The organism is Acinetobacter sp. TY2, from assembly GCF_046269225.1.
Taxonomy (GTDB): domain Bacteria; phylum Pseudomonadota; class Gammaproteobacteria; order Pseudomonadales; family Moraxellaceae; genus Acinetobacter.
Window position 1 is genome coordinate 70068 of the sequence record NZ_JBJZOR010000002.1, and the last position, 16193, is coordinate 86260.

Annotated in this window: 12 protein-coding genes; 6 read left to right on the top strand and 6 right to left on the bottom strand. The window is 35.5% G+C overall.

Annotated elements, in window-relative coordinates:
• Window positions 1-46: 46 nt before the first annotated feature.
• From ACK1JC_RS01485 to ACK1JC_RS01495, 3 genes are all read right to left on the bottom strand, one after another.
• Window positions 47-2173 carry an EAL domain-containing protein gene (locus ACK1JC_RS01485; RefSeq protein WP_409510075.1) on the bottom strand — a complete coding sequence of 709 codons (2127 nt, stop codon included), beginning with the start codon at window positions 2171-2173 and terminating at the stop codon, window positions 47-49.
• A 439-nt stretch (window positions 2174-2612) separates the two neighbouring features.
• The gene (locus ACK1JC_RS01490; RefSeq protein WP_409510076.1) at window positions 2613-3386 is read right to left on the bottom strand and encodes an alpha/beta fold hydrolase; all 774 of its coding nucleotides are present in this window, start codon (window positions 3384-3386) and stop codon (window positions 2613-2615) included.
• Window positions 3387-3603: 217 nt separating this feature from the next.
• Window positions 3604-4614, bottom strand: a complete 1011-nt coding sequence (locus tag ACK1JC_RS01495) for a DUF6607 family protein (RefSeq protein WP_409510077.1) — start codon at window positions 4612-4614, stop codon at window positions 3604-3606.
• A 261-nt stretch (window positions 4615-4875) separates the two neighbouring features.
• Between ACK1JC_RS01495 and ACK1JC_RS01500 the strand changes: the two genes are divergently transcribed.
• The 4 genes from ACK1JC_RS01500 (at window position 4876) to ACK1JC_RS01515 (ending at window position 11601) form a co-directional block, all read left to right on the top strand.
• A complete protein-coding gene (locus tag ACK1JC_RS01500; RefSeq protein ID WP_409510206.1) occupies window positions 4876-6810 on the top strand; it encodes a TonB-dependent receptor plug domain-containing protein in 1935 nt (644 codons plus the stop codon).
• A gap of 94 nt (window positions 6811-6904) precedes the next feature.
• Entirely contained in the window at window positions 6905-8200 is a 1296-nt protein-coding gene (locus tag ACK1JC_RS01505; RefSeq protein ID WP_409510078.1) for a hypothetical protein, read from the top strand.
• 298 nt (window positions 8201-8498) lie between these two features.
• Window positions 8499-9704 (top strand): aromatic amino acid transaminase, encoded by a 1206-nt coding sequence (locus tag ACK1JC_RS01510; RefSeq protein ID WP_409510079.1) that lies wholly within the window; start codon window positions 8499-8501, stop codon window positions 9702-9704.
• A 304-nt stretch (window positions 9705-10008) separates the two neighbouring features.
• Window positions 10009-11601 carry an ATP-binding cassette domain-containing protein gene (locus ACK1JC_RS01515; protein ID WP_409510080.1) on the top strand — a complete coding sequence of 531 codons (1593 nt, stop codon included), beginning with the start codon at window positions 10009-10011 and terminating at the stop codon, window positions 11599-11601.
• 58 nt (window positions 11602-11659) lie between these two features.
• On the opposite strand, the gene ACK1JC_RS01520 is transcribed toward ACK1JC_RS01515, so the two are convergent.
• Together ACK1JC_RS01520 and ACK1JC_RS01525 are read right to left on the bottom strand one after the other, a co-directional pair.
• Entirely contained in the window at window positions 11660-11938 is a 279-nt protein-coding gene (locus ACK1JC_RS01520) for an I78 family peptidase inhibitor (RefSeq protein WP_409510081.1), read from the bottom strand.
• Window positions 11939-12094: 156 nt separating this feature from the next.
• Entirely contained in the window at window positions 12095-13204 is a 1110-nt protein-coding gene (locus tag ACK1JC_RS01525) for an S-(hydroxymethyl)glutathione dehydrogenase/class III alcohol dehydrogenase (RefSeq protein WP_409510082.1), read from the bottom strand.
• A gap of 180 nt (window positions 13205-13384) precedes the next feature.
• Here ACK1JC_RS01525 and ACK1JC_RS01530 point away from each other — a divergent pair, with 180 nt between their 5' ends.
• The gene (locus ACK1JC_RS01530; RefSeq protein WP_409510083.1) at window positions 13385-14902 is read left to right on the top strand and encodes a phospholipase D family protein; all 1518 of its coding nucleotides are present in this window, start codon (window positions 13385-13387) and stop codon (window positions 14900-14902) included.
• A 48-nt stretch (window positions 14903-14950) separates the two neighbouring features.
• On the opposite strand, the gene ACK1JC_RS01535 is transcribed toward ACK1JC_RS01530, so the two are convergent.
• A complete protein-coding gene (locus ACK1JC_RS01535) occupies window positions 14951-15598 on the bottom strand; it encodes a class I SAM-dependent methyltransferase (RefSeq protein ID WP_409510084.1) in 648 nt (215 codons plus the stop codon).
• 155 nt (window positions 15599-15753) lie between these two features.
• Here ACK1JC_RS01535 and ACK1JC_RS01540 point away from each other — a divergent pair, with 155 nt between their 5' ends.
• Window positions 15754-16191: a hypothetical protein gene (locus ACK1JC_RS01540; RefSeq protein WP_409510085.1), complete on the top strand. Its 438-nt coding sequence runs from the start codon at window positions 15754-15756 to the stop codon at window positions 16189-16191.
• Window positions 16192-16193: the final 2 nt, after the last annotated feature.

Here is a 16193-nt window from a genome sequence, read left to right on the forward strand (position 1 = left end):
TAACATGTCGAATATCTATAGCAATTTAAAATGTTTATCTCAGTATTTATATCGGTGCATGATTTTGCATCATGCAAATGGCTTCATCCGCACAGATTGCACGGCTAAATAAGAAACCCTGCCCCATATTACAGCCAACAGCCTGTAAACGTTGTAGTTGTAAATCGGTTTCAATACCTTCGGCAATAATATCTAATGACAGAATTGGTCCCAATTTAGCAATACCTTCAACAATGGCATTAATCGGCTTTTCTTCATTCATGCGGTTGACAAAACCACAATCAATTTTTAAACAATCTACAGGATAATCACTGAGATGGGTAAAAGATGAATGCCCTGTACCAAAATCATCTAGTGCAATACGCACCCCTGCATTTTTCATTTTTTTCAAAGCGCGAATGACATATTCATAGCCACGCTCTGCCAACATATGTTCGGTAATTTCAATTTCAACCAATTCATGTGGAATATTATAAGTACTTAATCGTTTTAATAACTTTTCAGCGTAATTATCTCGCATAAATTCTACAGGTGAAGCGTTAATTGAGATTGGAACAGTATCAATGCCTTGCTCTAACCACATTGCAATATCTTGGAAAATGCGTGTTTGCATGGTTTCAGTGATTTTACTTGCCAATTCGTAGTCATTGAATGCTTCAACAATTGTTGATGGTAATTGAACTACACCTTCGGCATCATGCCAACGTAATAAAGCCTCAAAACCAATGAGTTCTCGTGTATCTAAACGTACTTTGGGCTGATAATAAGGTTCAATCAAATTACTACGTAAAATCTCTCGTGCTGTATCAAGTTGTTGGATTCGTAATGCAGAAATTTCATACATTTCATAGCTAAATCTTCGAAAACCACCACGACCACGATCTTTAAGGTCATTAAGTGCGGTATCAGCACATTTCATCAATCCTAAAGCATCTTTAGCATCGGTTGGATAAATAGCGCCCCCCATACTCATTCCGCTATTGATGAGCTTACCTTGATAAGTAACGGGCGCATCGAGCTGTTCTAAAACTTTTGATGCAACTTGATGCATTTCTTCCGCATCAGTCATGTTGGAAATAATAATAGCGAATTCATCACCACCCAAACGAGCCACATAAGCATTGTCTTCAAGACAATTCATCAAACGTTTTGAGAGAACTTTAAGAAGGTGATCACCCGCAGAGTGACCAAGTGTGTCATTGATATGTTTAAAATGATCCAGATCCACAAGAATCATACCCACGATTTTCTTGAATTCACGAGATTGCATGATGGATGCTTTCAGAGCTTTCTTGAATGAGCGTCTATTCATTAATCCTGTAAGTTCGTCCATTTCGCTAGAAATTCGAAGCTTATTTTCAGCAATTTTTTGTAAGGTTACATCACGTGAAACACATAAAATACTTGTCGTTTCTCCATTCTCATTAACTACAGGCGTAAGAATATTATCCCAATATTGGCGACCTTCACCTATACCACTCATACCAGCAAAACGACTATTTTTACCTTTAATGGCATCGTTAATTGCTTTTTGCCCTTTACTGCGTACTTCGGGTGGCAACAGGTCTAACCATTTCATCCCAAATTTTTTCTCACGTTCTCGACCCAATAAAGCCAAGCAACCGGAGCGGTTCATATGTGAAACTGTGCCATTCGGACGAACGATCTTAATACAATCTACACTCACATCAAGCATGTCGGTATGTGCACGTAACATGTCAGAAGTTTCACGTAATAAAACTGCACGTTCATGAATATTTGTACAGCTAATCATCCAATTGAAGTCGGCTATATTGGATTGCATACTTTGTGCTGATAATAGAAACCACTCATACTCACCAGTATGATAGTTTTTAATTCGACATTCTTTTTCGAATTTTTTTCCTGTTTTTTGTGCATGTGTCCAAAGGTTATACATATGTTCAGCATCTTCTGGATGAATGAATTTCATCCATTCTGTTTCAGAGATATGATGATTTTCGACACCAATATATTGCTTCAGTGCACTATTTGCATAGCGAGTAGACACACCAGTTACCCAAACTAAATGAGGTAATAAGTCAAAAGCGAATTGTAAGGCATCACTCATTTGTCCTTTAGATGGAATAATGACTTTCGGAGATGTATCGGCCTGATTCAAAATAGAATCACTTTGCAAGTAGCTGCGTGGCATATAGTTTCCTTTGGATTATCCGCACACTATTTAATATAAACTGAATAAAACAACTGTGTAATTTTTAATCGCGTTAAATATTTAGTTTAATTAAACGGTTTGTTCATTATGTCTAATTATATATGAAAAAATTATAAGTGTGAAATAAATCACATTTTATATGTATTGATATTCCTCATCAATGGCTCTAATTTACTCACTTTCAGATCAATTAACAAGCAATAGCCTGATAATATTTTTATTACTTTTTAAATACCTATATTATTTAAATATTAAGGAAATTGATCAGTTCGTTATATGAAGATAATTTTACATAGTTATCATTATTATAATCCATTTTTTAAAAATAATAATTAAAACAGTATCTTGATTTTCATTTTACTTTTAAAATAAAGCCTAAAAATATATGGTTTATTTTAGGCTTTTAATATTTTTAATACTATTGATTTTTATTTAAGTAATTTTTAATAATGATAATTACTTGCTCAGGTTGTTCAGCATGTAACCAATGCCCTGCATTTTCAATTGTTTCTAATTCAACATGATCGAATTGTTGATCAATTGCTTCTATATGCTCATCTTTAGAGATATATGGAGATTGTCCACCTCGAATAAATAATGTACGTTTTGACCATAATTTAAGCGCCTGCCAACCAATAATATCTGCATAATGATCAAAAATAAATTGGACATTAAACAACCAGCGACCTTTATTAAATCCTTTAAGTAAGAATTGGATTACCATCTCTTCTTTTAAGAAATTTTGCATGATTTCATAAGCTTCTTTACGGCTTGCTACGTTAGCTTGTTCTACTGCAAATAATGCCTTAAAAATAGAATCGTGGTGATTTTCTTGATAAGCAAATGGGCACATATCTAAAACAATCAAATTTTGTAAGCGTTTTGGAGCGAGTTCAGTCAATTTCATGGCAATTTTTCCACCCATGGAATGTCCAATTACAGAGAATTGTTCAATGTTTAAATGGTCTAATGTTTCTATGACATCTTGTGCCATGACCGTATAGTTCATGTCTTTATCATGTGCAGATTTGCCATGGTTACGTACATCCAATTGAAGAACGGAATATTCCAATTCTAAGACACGTGCAATCATACCTAAATTACTCAAACTGCCAAAAAGCCCATGGATCAGTACAATTGTCGGTTTAGACTGTGGCTCAGCGCTTTTTTGAAATTCAAAATTGAGTAGCATGACATGTTTCCCTGAAAAATATAGATCTACTTCGAAGCAGAGTATTATGCTAATTTTTTATTTATTCAATCATAATTTTCCCTAAATATTACAACGTTGATCTAGAACATTTAAACATAAAAATGGGATGCCTAAGCATCCCATAAGGATTTTGTGTCATCGGTTATGATGGCATTTAAGTCTGAATAAAATAATTCATTTTCAATCTTAGTTTCATTTATTTTACTTGACCAATAACCAATTGTTGATTGAGTAAAGTTCTGACTTGTTTTTGAAGCTTTTGATTATCCACCTTATTCTTTGCTGTCGCTTTAGCTTGATCACTAAAATAGCTGTAATGTGCTTTTTCATCTTTTCCTGCAAATTTCAAAGCAAGTACTTCATTTTGTTCAAAAGCTTGTTTCCAAGTTTGACGAACGGTTGCCCAATAGTCTTTGTTTTTGTCCCAATATTCATAAGCTGGTTTAAAATCAAAATCTTTAACTAAAGTATAGTGGTTTACGCCAAGTTCACGTGCAAGTACGGTATTAGTTTTACTGTCAAATTTGACATTATCCTGTTCATGTACCCAACCCGTTGCAGTTAAAGCCTGACGATTAATACCAATAATCACATCGTAATCATCACGTGTTGTATGTTCACGTCGTGGTAATGGACGATAAGTTTCATTAGATGTCCAAGAGATTACGCCATTATTTTTCTCCCAAAACCCCAAACCTGCATAGCGTGGAGAATCATCCACTTGCCAAACGGTTTGTAACCATTTGCCCTGTGCTTCTTCAGCTTTTAATGCAATTTTTTGCCAACGATAATTGCCTATATAGCTCCACATTTGCGTTGGTTGATATTCCCAATCTTGGCGCCAATGCTTCACAACATGCCCTTCACCAATCAAAATATGTTGTAAAGAAACTTTATTGGCGGTGTTTTCAAGCACAATAACGGTTTCGTGCCCCTCAGATAGATCATTTTCTTTTAATTTATAACCTGCTTTAAGCGCATACAATTCTTCAAAACGAAAATCAACTTTATATTCACCTGCCATTTTTAAAATAGCCTGACGTGCCTGTTCTTGAGTCAGGTTTTCATGCAGACTTTTTTGTAAAAATGCTTGTTTCAAATCCATCTGTGCATCCGTGGTTACTGTTGTTTTTTGTATTTCAGCATGAGTTACTGAGCACCCCAAAGCCAGTAACATCATAAAAAAATAATTCACACGTTGTTTCATAAATACATTCCAAGCTTGTCTTAAGATACTGATTTATTTCATTTACATTGGCATTTTAACGCTATTTTCTGTATTCTGAAATCTATCAGATTACTATTGTAAATTATTATGATAATCATTACCATTTGCAATTATAAATATTTTCAATAGCGAACCACCGTGAACAAGTGTTTTTTTGTGAATACGCAACCGATTCCATTTCGTCTTGCTGTCTTAAGTTTGGCACTGATTGGTTGTGGTCTAGGTACCCCAAATAGTGCTATGGCGGAATTGAATGCGGATCAAAAAATGCAGCCGATTGTGATTACCGCAACACGATCTGAAAAAAAATTGACGGACAGCCCGATCAAAACAGAAATTATTGATCAAAAAGAATTACAACGTACCAATGCCCTGACGCTCAAAGATGCGCTTGAGAATGTTCCCGGTATTTTATTAAGAGAAATTCATGGAAAATCGGGCTATGAAATTTCATTGCAAGGCTTAACCAGCGATCAAGTTCTTATTTTAATTGATGGTCTACCCCTGGCAGCAAGTGCCAGTTCCACGGTTGACTTGGATCAATATTTAATCAACGGTGTTGAGCGCATTGAGGTAGTAAAAGGTGCAGCATCGGCACAATATGGCTCGTCTGCCATGGGCGGAGTCATTAATATTATTAGCCAAAAAGTCAAAGATGGCATATCTATTTCAGGTCAAGTCGATATAGGCAGTTATGGCAAACAAAATGCCAACGGTAAAAGTGCTTCGGCGAACAATCACCATGAAAAAATAAATATTGAAGCAGCACAAGGTCGTTTCAAAGGGCGTGTCAGTGCTGATCTGTTGTCAAATGATGGCTTTGCGGTAGATCCCGATTTATACCCTTTGCAAGGTGATCAACAAAAACGTCAACAATATGCTTTATACGGTGCATGGCAGCCGTCTGATCAATTTTTACTATGGGCAGATTTTAATGATTACCAAGAAACAGATCATCAACGAAGTTTAAATTTTGTTCCACCTTTTTATTTACAGCAATACAAAGTAGAAGATATTGAGCGTCAGCGTTTTAGCGCAGGCAGTCAATGGAATATTCTTGATGATTTAAAGCTCGATATCAAAGGTGTACATGAAACTTATGACACTACATCCACACAAACTTTAGATGGTTATTTATCGGCATTACGCCATTCAAATCAAGAAAATAATCATGTCAGCACACAACTGAGTTTGCCTAAGTGGCGTAATCAAAATTGGCAATTGGGTTACGATTGGCATGAAGAAAAACTCGAACAGAACAATAATGGAAAATTTGAAATGCAAGGTGGCGCTGTCAGTCGAGATCGTCATGAATTTTATCTACAAAATGATTTAAAACTTAGCGATAAGCTAGACGCTGTAATAGGTTGGCGTTTCCAAAATGATGATGATTTTGGCGATCATAATGCATTTAAATTAAGCACAAAATATCGTTTTTATGAACAGAATGACTTACTTGCCGATCTACGTTTCAGCTATGGACAAGGTTATAGGGTTCCGAATTTAAAAGAACGATTCTATTCTTTTGATCATAGTCATTTGGGTTATATAGTAATTGGTAATCCAAACTTAAAACCTGAACAATCAGACAGTTATCAACTTGGTTTAAGTCTAGTCAAAAATGATCTATGGAATGCAGATATCAACCTCTTTTGGAATGATATTAAAGACTTGATTCAAACAGATTATGACAATGCCGCCGTGATCAATGGTATTACCCAATATTCTTATAGCAATGTTGCTCAAGCTGAAACGAAAGGAATTGAAACCACAGCGCAGTGGCAACTTTCCCCACAAACACGCCTCAATGCAGCTTATACCTATACACAAGCTAAAGATAAATCGACAGATTTAGATCTCACTCGCCGACCTGAGCACATTGCCCGACTTGGTGTCGATTATGCCTTCACGGATGCATTGGATGTCAGCTTACGTGCACGTTACCAAAGTGATGAATTTGGTGATAGCGCCAACAAATATACCTCGCCTGATTGGTTCAGTTTAGATGGTCAAATTGAGTGGCAATTTTCGCCTTATCTGACGGCATTCGCAGGTATGGACAATATCTTTGATGAACAACGTGATTTTAGTGCAGCATTTGATTATCGCCCGATTGCGGGGCGTTATAGCTATATGGGTCTACGTTTCAATTGGCAAAAAAGTTTAAATCATTAATCACAGTTAGATCAGTCTGAAATCTAGAAAGATTTTTAAATTTTATAATTCAACCATTTTTCAACAAGATGCTTTAAAACTAAGGAAGTAGTACATGAACAATCGTTCTGATTTGAGTAAAACAATAATGTCGAGCTTTACGACATCTTTAACCATGACACAGCTCTCTAAAGTCATGGCATTAACTACATTGGGGCTAATTTTAACTGCATGTGGTGGTGGCGGTTCATCAAATGACAATTCAAACTCAAATACAGGCGGTGGTAATGTTACACCACCCGCTTCTACCGATTTATTTACAGTCAAAGCAAAAGAATGGAAAATTCAACCTGCATCCAATACTTCTTATTGTTATGACATTGATATGCAAGCACAAATCAGTTGTGATGACAGTGATTGGGATTTGAAATTTGCAATGGGTACACGAACGCCATTGTTATTTACCAATAGCGGGGTGAGTGGCTCAGGAACAGGTGGTGCTTTATATTCTCCATTTGATGCAAGATGGGCAACGCTCAGTAAAGAAAAAGATGCAACTCAAGCAGGTGCATTGCCTGCTCAAGCATGGATTGTCGATGCATTTAGTAATGCATTTATGGACAGTAAAAATGGTATAAGTAGTTTCTTTGAATATGATGTATTTGGTGATCATCGTATGTCACCGAATTTTAAGACTTATTTAGTCACAACTGATAATAGTTCAACCAAAGTCATTGGTACGGTTGAGAAACCTGTATTTGCTGTACAAATTTACAATTATTATCAAGGTTCTACCTCAGGTTATGTCTCTTTACGCTATATCAATACAGCAAATCCTGAAGATGTTCGAACATTGACAGTTGATGCAAGTAAAGGTTGGGCATATGTTGACTTAAATACAGGCACAATTAGTGACAAAAGCACGGGGTCATGGCAATTAGCTTTCAACCGCTATAATGTCCAACAAAATGCTCAAGTCGGAAGTGTTGTTGCCTCTCAACCTACAGGCTTTTATGATGCAGATGGTAAAGTCATCACTGAGAAATTTAAGGATAGTAATGCTTTTACAGCGACCTTAACAGATTTAAAAGCTACAACAACAGCAACAGTTTCAAAATGGGGTTCAAATACGATTACTTCTGTGTTGAATCCTGCTTACCAAGGGGCTTATCCTGCCAAGTTAAATTATGGTTGGTATAATTATTATCCAACCATTGAGACAGCTCAGGCCGATGGTTTACAAGCTCCTCATATGCTCAAAGCCAATATTGACAATGCAACGATGATTCGTGGTAATAAAGGTTCAAGTTATGCACGTGTACATTTAAAAGAAATTAGCTATGCCGATCCAGCAAAGGCTGCCAGTCAATCGACATGGACCTTCGAATTTGATGTTCAACCGAGCAAATAAATGAAATGAGTTCTAGATGATAGGTCTTCTCTACTCTTTTCTTTGGGATAGATTGGATAAGTACGATGAAATCGTCATAATTCATTGTTACAACCTATAACTATACAACATGGAGCTTTGGCTCCATGTTTATCGTTAATAACGCTAAATATGCAAAAATGATGCCTGTTATAAACCAAAGTTGAATGAATTATAAGAAAATTTCGTATTTCTGCTGTTGAGTCAGACTTCGATATACATATATGATCGAGCACGACAAATATCGTTTAATCATTACCATTATTGTAGGACTTTGACCATGTTTCAACATGTAGATGCTTATGCAGGAGACCCGATTCTTTCTCTTATGGAAGAGTTCGGAAAGGATGAGCGTAGTAATAAAGTCAATTTGAGTATTGGTCTTTACTACAATGAGGACACGATTGTTCCTCAACTTGAAGCAGTTAAAACAGCATTGAAAAAAATTGAACCGCTTAATGAAAAGGTAAAACTTTATTTACCTATGGATGGTTCAAAGTCTTATAACGCTTCTACACAACAATTGGTATTGGGTGAAAACTCACAAGCTCGCCAAAATGGTCGTGCAGTGACGATTCAAACTTTGGGTGGTTCAGGTGCACTCAAAGTCGGTGCAGATTTCTTAAATAAATATTTTCCTGATTCTGATATTTGGGTCAGCCAACCGACTTGGGACAATCACATTGCGATTTTTAATGGCGCAGGCGTGAAATCACATTTTTATACTTATTTTGATGCATCTACCAATGGTGTTGATATTGAAGGAATGTTGGCAGATTTACAGACTATTCCTGCAAAAGGTATTGTCTTGCTCCACCCTTGTTGTCACAACCCAACAGGCGCGGATTTAACAGCTGAGCAATGGGATCGCGTGATTACTGTATTAAAAGAGCGTGATTTAATACCATTCCTCGATATTGCCTATCAGGGTTTTGGTCAAGGTCTTGAAGAAGATGCTTATGCAATTCGTGCGCTCGACAAATCGGGTATGAATTTTATTGTTAGTAATTCATTTTCAAAAATCTTCTCAATTTATGGCGAGCGTGTTGGTGGCTTAACGTTCGTGGCAGACGATCAAGAAACTGCATTAAAAGTTTTAGGTCAACTTAAAGCAACTGTACGTCGTATCTACTCTAGCCCACCAACAACAGGTGCGTTAGTGGTTGATACTGTCTTGAACAGCCCTGAATTGACTGCACAATGGCATGCCGAATTGAACGAAATGCGTGAACGTATTATTCAAATGCGTCTTTTACTGCAAGCAAAACTTGAAGCTGCATTACCAGGACGTGATTTTAGCTATCTTGTGAAGCAACAAGGTATGTTCAGTTATACAGGTTTAACTGCAAACCAAGTTGATACTTTAAAAGATCAATACGGTATTTACTTGCTTCGTAGCGGTCGTATTTGTGCTGCAGGCTTGAACTTGAAAAATATTGACTATGTGGCAACATCTTTTGTGGATGTGTTAAAAACAGTCGCTTAACACAACAAAATTTATAAATTAAATAGATCTTTAGTTAACTAGAGATCTATTTAGATTTGACAATTTGAGTTATTTTTGTACAATATCTATTCCTCGCCCCTTCCTTATAAAGAGTAACGCCAATGAAGTAAGTCATTTTCTCATCATTATTTTTTAATTTTTTTTGATGTGTAAAATAGACCATACTCTAGGCAAGATTTCTCTATAACTATATTTTCGTTTATTTTTTTAACATATACGTTTTATTTATAGCACTATATTCCTACAAAATCATTTTGCACGTCCTCAAACTATGGGGATTGTTATGACTCAGCAAGCTTGTGTAATTTCTAATTTAAGCTTTGAATTTCCAACTCAATTAATGTTTGATCAGCTTAATTTTGTACTATTTTCGGGACAAATATCGGCATTGATTGGTCGCAATGGTTTAGGAAAATCACTTCTTTTTAAGCTTTTACATGCTCAAAATAATTCAGAATTTGCTTTTTCAGGGAATATTTCATGGAATATACCACATGATTATTTACCTCAACTACAGCGTTTGAATACAAATACAATTGCACATACCTTAGGAGTTGAGCATTTACATCATGCTTTTTTACGTATTGAAAATAATACAGCAACTTTTGAAGATTATGATTTGGTTGAACATTGTTGGGATTTACCACAACAATGGCAAAACATTTTGCTCAATGCTAATTTACCGACAGATTTAGAGTTTCCTGTGCATCAACTCAGCGAAGGTCAAAAAACTAAATTAGCATTGTGCCGTTTATTCTTAAAACAGGATCATTATTTACTTTTAGATGAACCAAGTAATCATTTGGATGCCTCTGCTCGTCAATGGTTAATAGAATCAATTCATACGCATAAAGGTGGTGTTTGTATAATTAGTCATGATCGCCAATTGTTGCAGCACGCTCAGCATATTTTTGCTTTAAGTGATCTTGGATTAAGGCATGTATCTGGGAATTATGACGATTACTTTGAGCAATATCAGCTACAATTGAATGCCTTAACACAATCAATTCAACAGGAAAAACGTACATTAAAACTACAATGTCAGCAACAACATGAAACTCTGATGAAAACACAGAAAAGACAACGTAAAGGAATTCAATTAAGAGCAGCAAGTTCTCAAGCAAAAGTTTTGTTAGATTTTAAGAAAGAACGAGCTGGACACAGCTTTGGAAAACTTAAAGCACAACAAGTTCGTCAAAATGAAGAAAGCTATGAAAATTTAAATGAAAAACAGAAACAATTTGAAAAAATTAAGCCTCAAAAATTTGAATTTCATTTTCACTCTACTCAATCGGGTGAAATTTTAAGACTTAATGATGTCAAAATACCTTACCGACCTGATCTAAGCATAAAATTTGCTGTTCATATGGGTGAGAAACTTCATCTGAAGGGTAAAAATGGTGTTGGTAAATCGACTTTACTAAAAATGATTCATCAGCATGGAATAATTCAAAACGATTTACAAAATGTAGATATTTTCAAAATTGGACAAAGTATTTATTTAGATCAAAACTTTAGCTTATTAGATAATGAACTCACTGTTATAGAAAACCTAACACGCTTTAATCCCAATATTCTTGAGGTTGAGTGGCGTGGTTTATTGGGGCAATTACGCATTCGCCGTGAAAAATCTCTACTTCAAATTGCGCAACTCAGTGGCGGTGAAAAACTAAAAGTGGCATTACTTGCTATCAGCCATGCACAGCAAAATGTTGATTTATTGCTTTTAGATGAACCTGAAAATCATTTAGATATTGAATCTAAAGCATTACTTGCACAAGCAATCTCACAATTTAAAGGTGCAAGCATCTTAGTTTCACATGATGATATTTTTGTAGATCAATGTGGAATTATTGATGAATATGTATTGAATTAGCCTTTAAACAGACACCTGAATAAATTTAATTTATTCAGGTGTTTAAACCAATTATGAATTAACCACATGATGCTTGAATAATTTTTTTGGTTGTTGGATCAACAACAACAGTCACGCGATCTTCTCTATAATCCATTGTAACAGGTTGATTTGGTCCTACTTTACGTACATGACTTGCTTTGGTCAGTGACTTAATTTTTGCTTCTGATAAGTCATTTTGACCAATTAAAAGCGTTGCTTGATCTGCAATACATAATGTAGTTGGACTCTGCGATGGTGTAGAAGTACATGCAGAAACGGCTAAAGAAAGAGCAGCTAAAAATAAAATTTTTTTCATAAGAATCATCATCCAAAAAATATACCATAACAAAAAAAAGTAAATATATCGGTATGAAATATCTAAATTTTATGTACTTATCATGTAAATGAGAAAGCTAACGAATATTGATCTGTAAGCTTTCTCTAAATTAATTTTTCTATAAATTAATTAATTTTAAAAATGAATGACCGTGCGAATCGATTTACCTTCATGCATTAAATCAAAGGCTTCATTGATTTTTTCTAAACCCATTGTATGTGTAACAAAAGGTTCAAGCTGAATATCACCTTTCATGGCTTCTTCAACCATTTTTGGTAATTGAGTACGACCTTTTACACCACCAAAAGCTGTTCCCATCCACTTACGACCAGTCACCAATTGGAACGGACGAGTTGAAATTTCTTGACCCGATCCTGCAACACCAATAATCACTGATTGTCCCCAACCACGATGGGCACATTCAAGTGCTGAGCGCATGACATTGACATTACCGATGCATTCAAATGAATGGTCTACGCCCCAACCAGTCATTTCGACAATCACTTGCTGAATTGGTAGATCATAATCTTTTGGATTTAAGAAGTCTGTTGCGCCAAATTCTTCAGCTAATTTGAATTTTTCAGCATTTGTATCTATGACAATAATACGACCTGCTTTAGCTTTACGTGCACCTTGTACAACTGCAAGTCCAATACCGCCCAGTCCAAAGACAGCAACACTATCACCTGCTTGAACTTTTGCTGTATTGGATACTGCGCCTAAACCTGTCGTTACACCACATCCAAGCAAGCACACTTGCTCAGGATTAGCTTCAGGACTAATTTTTGCCAATGAAACTTCAGCAACAACGGTATATTCACTAAATGTTGAACAGCCCATATAATGGTAAATAGGTTCGCCGTTATAAGAAAAACGAGTTGTACCATCAGGCATTACGCCTTTGCCTTGTGTTGAGCGTACTGCAACACATAAATTGGTTTTATCAGATTTGCAGAATAAACATTCGCCACATTCTGCCGTATATAATGGAATAACATGATCGCCAGGTTTTACTGAAGTCACACCTTCGCCAACTTCAACAACGACACCTGCGCCTTCATGTCCTAGAACGGCAGGAAAAACACCTTCAGGATCATCACCTGATAAGGTAAATGCATCGGTATGGCACACGCCTGTATGGCTGATTTTTATGAGTACTTCACCTTTTTGTGGTGGCGCAACATCAAGCTCTACAATTTGTAGCGGTTGTCCTGGTCCAAATGCCACTGCAGCACGTGATTTCATCGTGAGCACATCCTTTATTGAATTACATAAACAGAGCCAATACAGTAACCTTTTTTACTTTACAGATTCAAGGTATAAAGGAATGATATGCTGTATTAATCATGGATTAAAAAAAGACCAATGATTGTTAAAAATTCACAAAATGAATCTGTAAAGATTATTTCAATATTCGGTGTAACGATGATGATTATGCTATTAACGGGCTATGCACTTCCACGCAATCAAGAATCTAAACTACATCAAGAAACACAAACTCATCCTGAACAATGGATTAAAACGTCGCAAGAACGTGCTCAAGTCGATGCTGGAAAAACTGGTTATATTGCTATGAGCGACGCCTTTCAAAGTATTGCTGCACGTATACATTTAATTCGTGAAGCACGTCATACCTTAGATTTACAATATTACATTTGGGCCGATGATTTTATTGGTAAATTGGTATTATATGAGTTGTTGAAAGCTGCTGATCGTGGTGTTCAAGTTCAGCTCTTAATCGATGATCAAAATGGTACAAAACTAGACCCACAGTTAAAAGCTTTAATGGCACATCCAAATATTCATATCAAATTTTATAATCCTTATAAATATCGAAATTTTAGAGTTATAGATTATTTATTACGTGCTGCAAAAATTAACCGCAGAATGCACAATAAATTAATTATAGCGGATGGCACGATTGCAGTTACAGGTGGGCGCAATATAAGTAGTGAATATTTTGATGCAAGTTCATCATTTCAATTTACCGACATGGATATATTATTTTTAGGTACTGCTGTACACCATGCAAATACTGTTTTTGCTGATTTTTGGTATCATCCACTGAGTTATCCTGCACAGCAATTGCTTGATACAGGTACAGAAAAAGATTTAACCAAACTTCGAGCGCAATACAAAGATTTAGAAAAACAAGATCACTCTACAGATGATAAAGTGGATGCAGAACAAAAACAGCTAGCACAACAATTAAAAGAAAATCGGATGCAATGGGCAGAAGCAAAATTCCTCGCGGATTCACCTGCTAAAACTTTAGATCAAGCGAAAGATCAGCAATTGATTATGTATCAAATTGAAAGAGAAATGGGACGACCAAAGAAAAATTTAGATTTGATTGCGGCTTATTTTGTACCTACTCAAGTTGGAACAAATTATCTAACCAATCTTTCCAAGAATAATATTGATGTTAGTGTCCTGACCAATTCATTTGTAGCCAATGATGTTGTATTAGTACATGCATTTTATCAAAAATATCGTAAAGATCTGCTCAAAAATGGCATAAAACTGTATGAATTTAAACCCTACATTGAACGTAAGCGCCGTACTTGGTACGAAATAGCAACAGGTAATGTGATCCCCGAAAAAGGTAAAAGTAAATCGAGTCTACACGCGAAATTTATAAGCCAAGATGATCAGGTTTTTATTGGCTCCTTTAATCTTGATCCACGTTCATTTCACCTTAACACTGAAGTTGGTTTAGTCGTCAAATCAGTAGATTTAGAAAAACAAATTAGTCAGTTGTTCAATGAACATAAATACAAAGTTGCTTATGAGGTAAAACTCAATGATCGGGGTGAATTAATTTGGTATGACCATCAGTCAAATGGAAAAATTCAAACGTACAGCCATGATCCGCAGACAACAAAATTCCAACGTTTTATGATGTATTCTGTTTCTTATTTACCAATTGAATGGTTAATGTAATTACATATAAATTACACTGTTCGTACTTTTATGAATTTAGCCTACCATTTAGATCTTTGTTAAAAACAGACATAAACCTTGATGCTCTTTAACTAAATTAACGTGCTGATAGCTAGCTTGTTTTAAACGCTGAAAATGTTCATATTTCGACATATACAGTTCGTTATTTTGCATCGCATCAGTAGCAAAAATATGATCACATACTAAATAACTTGCATTAGGTTTAAGTAGGCTTTTAACTTCAATATGAAATTGAGTAGCATGATGTTTATGTCTTAACTCATGTAATGCTTGATGAATAATCACGACGTCGTAATGTGCTAACTCATCTCGCCATTGTGATGTTTTAAAATCTGCAATAACATAACTTGCTCGCTCTAACTCGCCAGAAAGTAACTTATTTTTAGAAAGCTCATGCATCGCTTGAGAAAAATCTACAGCGCTATAGTGGATATTTAGACAATGACTTAGTAGATGTTTTGCTAAAAAGCCTGGACCTGAACCTATTTCTAAAACGTGGATTGGGAGAGTATTTTTAATATGATCTCGTTGTTGTTCTAATTCTTGAATTAAACTGACATAATAATCAAAAAAGTCATAACGCCAAGGACGTTTATCATTGGCTTCATTTGCCCAATTTAATGCATCTTGAGGGTTTCTGAGGTCGATTGGACTTGGTACATCTTGAATATTCATAAACTTATCCTTTTTGGCTTCTAGTTTTATCATCGCCAGCAAATAACTATTTATACTTATTTTCAATATATATAGGAATAATTTTACTCAGCTTTATTATTGTTTTACTATGCTCAACTTGCTTAATGCCCTATTTTTAGTTAGCTCTTCTCCCCATGCAGTTTTTTGATTTAAGTCAGCAATTCAATCTCAGTAATATTTTAGTTCCCCGTAAAACCTTAGATGATCTTAAAGAACAACATTGGTTTTTAAGTAAGGTTCGTGTCGAATATAACTGTATTCAAGAACATGATATTTTACAAGGTCAAGTCGTACTGAAGTCGAATCAAAATATTGAAATAGAACTTGAGTGGCAAATTGTTGATACAGGTCATGAATTACAAGTTTTATTTAAAGGTATAGAAGCTATTACTGTGGATGAAACCCTAGTCGTTGTCAAAGGTGCACAAATCATTGATGAAAATAACTGCCCTATTAGCACCCAACTGCTCAGTCTATGGATTGATGGAACATTACTTCCTCTTCTGCCTCATATTCGTCAAGAAATAAAAGCTCGACTTAATTTATGGGATTATGTGGAATATGAAGACTAATG

Excerpts from the sequence above, each read along its gene's own strand:
- ACK1JC_RS01490 (WP_409510076.1), bottom strand. The coding sequence starts at position 3,386 with ATGCTACTCAATTTTGAATTTCAAAAAAGCGCTGAGCCACAGTCTAAA.
- ACK1JC_RS01485 (WP_409510075.1), bottom strand. The coding sequence starts at position 2,173 with ATGCCACGCAGCTACTTGCAAAGTGATTCTATTTTGAATCAGGCCGAT.
- ACK1JC_RS01515 (WP_409510080.1), top strand. The coding sequence starts at position 10,009 with ATGACTCAGCAAGCTTGTGTAATTTCTAATTTAAGCTTTGAATTTCCA.
- ACK1JC_RS01540 (WP_409510085.1), top strand. The coding sequence starts at position 15,754 with ATGCAGTTTTTTGATTTAAGTCAGCAATTCAATCTCAGTAATATTTTA.
- ACK1JC_RS01530 (WP_409510083.1), top strand. The coding sequence starts at position 13,385 with ATGATGATTATGCTATTAACGGGCTATGCACTTCCACGCAATCAAGAA.
- ACK1JC_RS01495 (WP_409510077.1), bottom strand. The coding sequence starts at position 4,614 with ATGAAACAACGTGTGAATTATTTTTTTATGATGTTACTGGCTTTGGGG.
- ACK1JC_RS01510 (WP_409510079.1), top strand. The coding sequence starts at position 8,499 with ATGTTTCAACATGTAGATGCTTATGCAGGAGACCCGATTCTTTCTCTT.
- ACK1JC_RS01520 (WP_409510081.1), bottom strand. The coding sequence starts at position 11,938 with ATGAAAAAAATTTTATTTTTAGCTGCTCTTTCTTTAGCCGTTTCTGCA.
- ACK1JC_RS01525 (WP_409510082.1), bottom strand. The coding sequence starts at position 13,204 with ATGAAATCACGTGCTGCAGTGGCATTTGGACCAGGACAACCGCTACAA.
- ACK1JC_RS01535 (WP_409510084.1), bottom strand. The coding sequence starts at position 15,598 with ATGAATATTCAAGATGTACCAAGTCCAATCGACCTCAGAAACCCTCAA.
- ACK1JC_RS01500 (WP_409510206.1), top strand. The coding sequence starts at position 4,876 with ATGGCGGAATTGAATGCGGATCAAAAAATGCAGCCGATTGTGATTACC.
- ACK1JC_RS01505 (WP_409510078.1), top strand. The coding sequence starts at position 6,905 with ATGAACAATCGTTCTGATTTGAGTAAAACAATAATGTCGAGCTTTACG.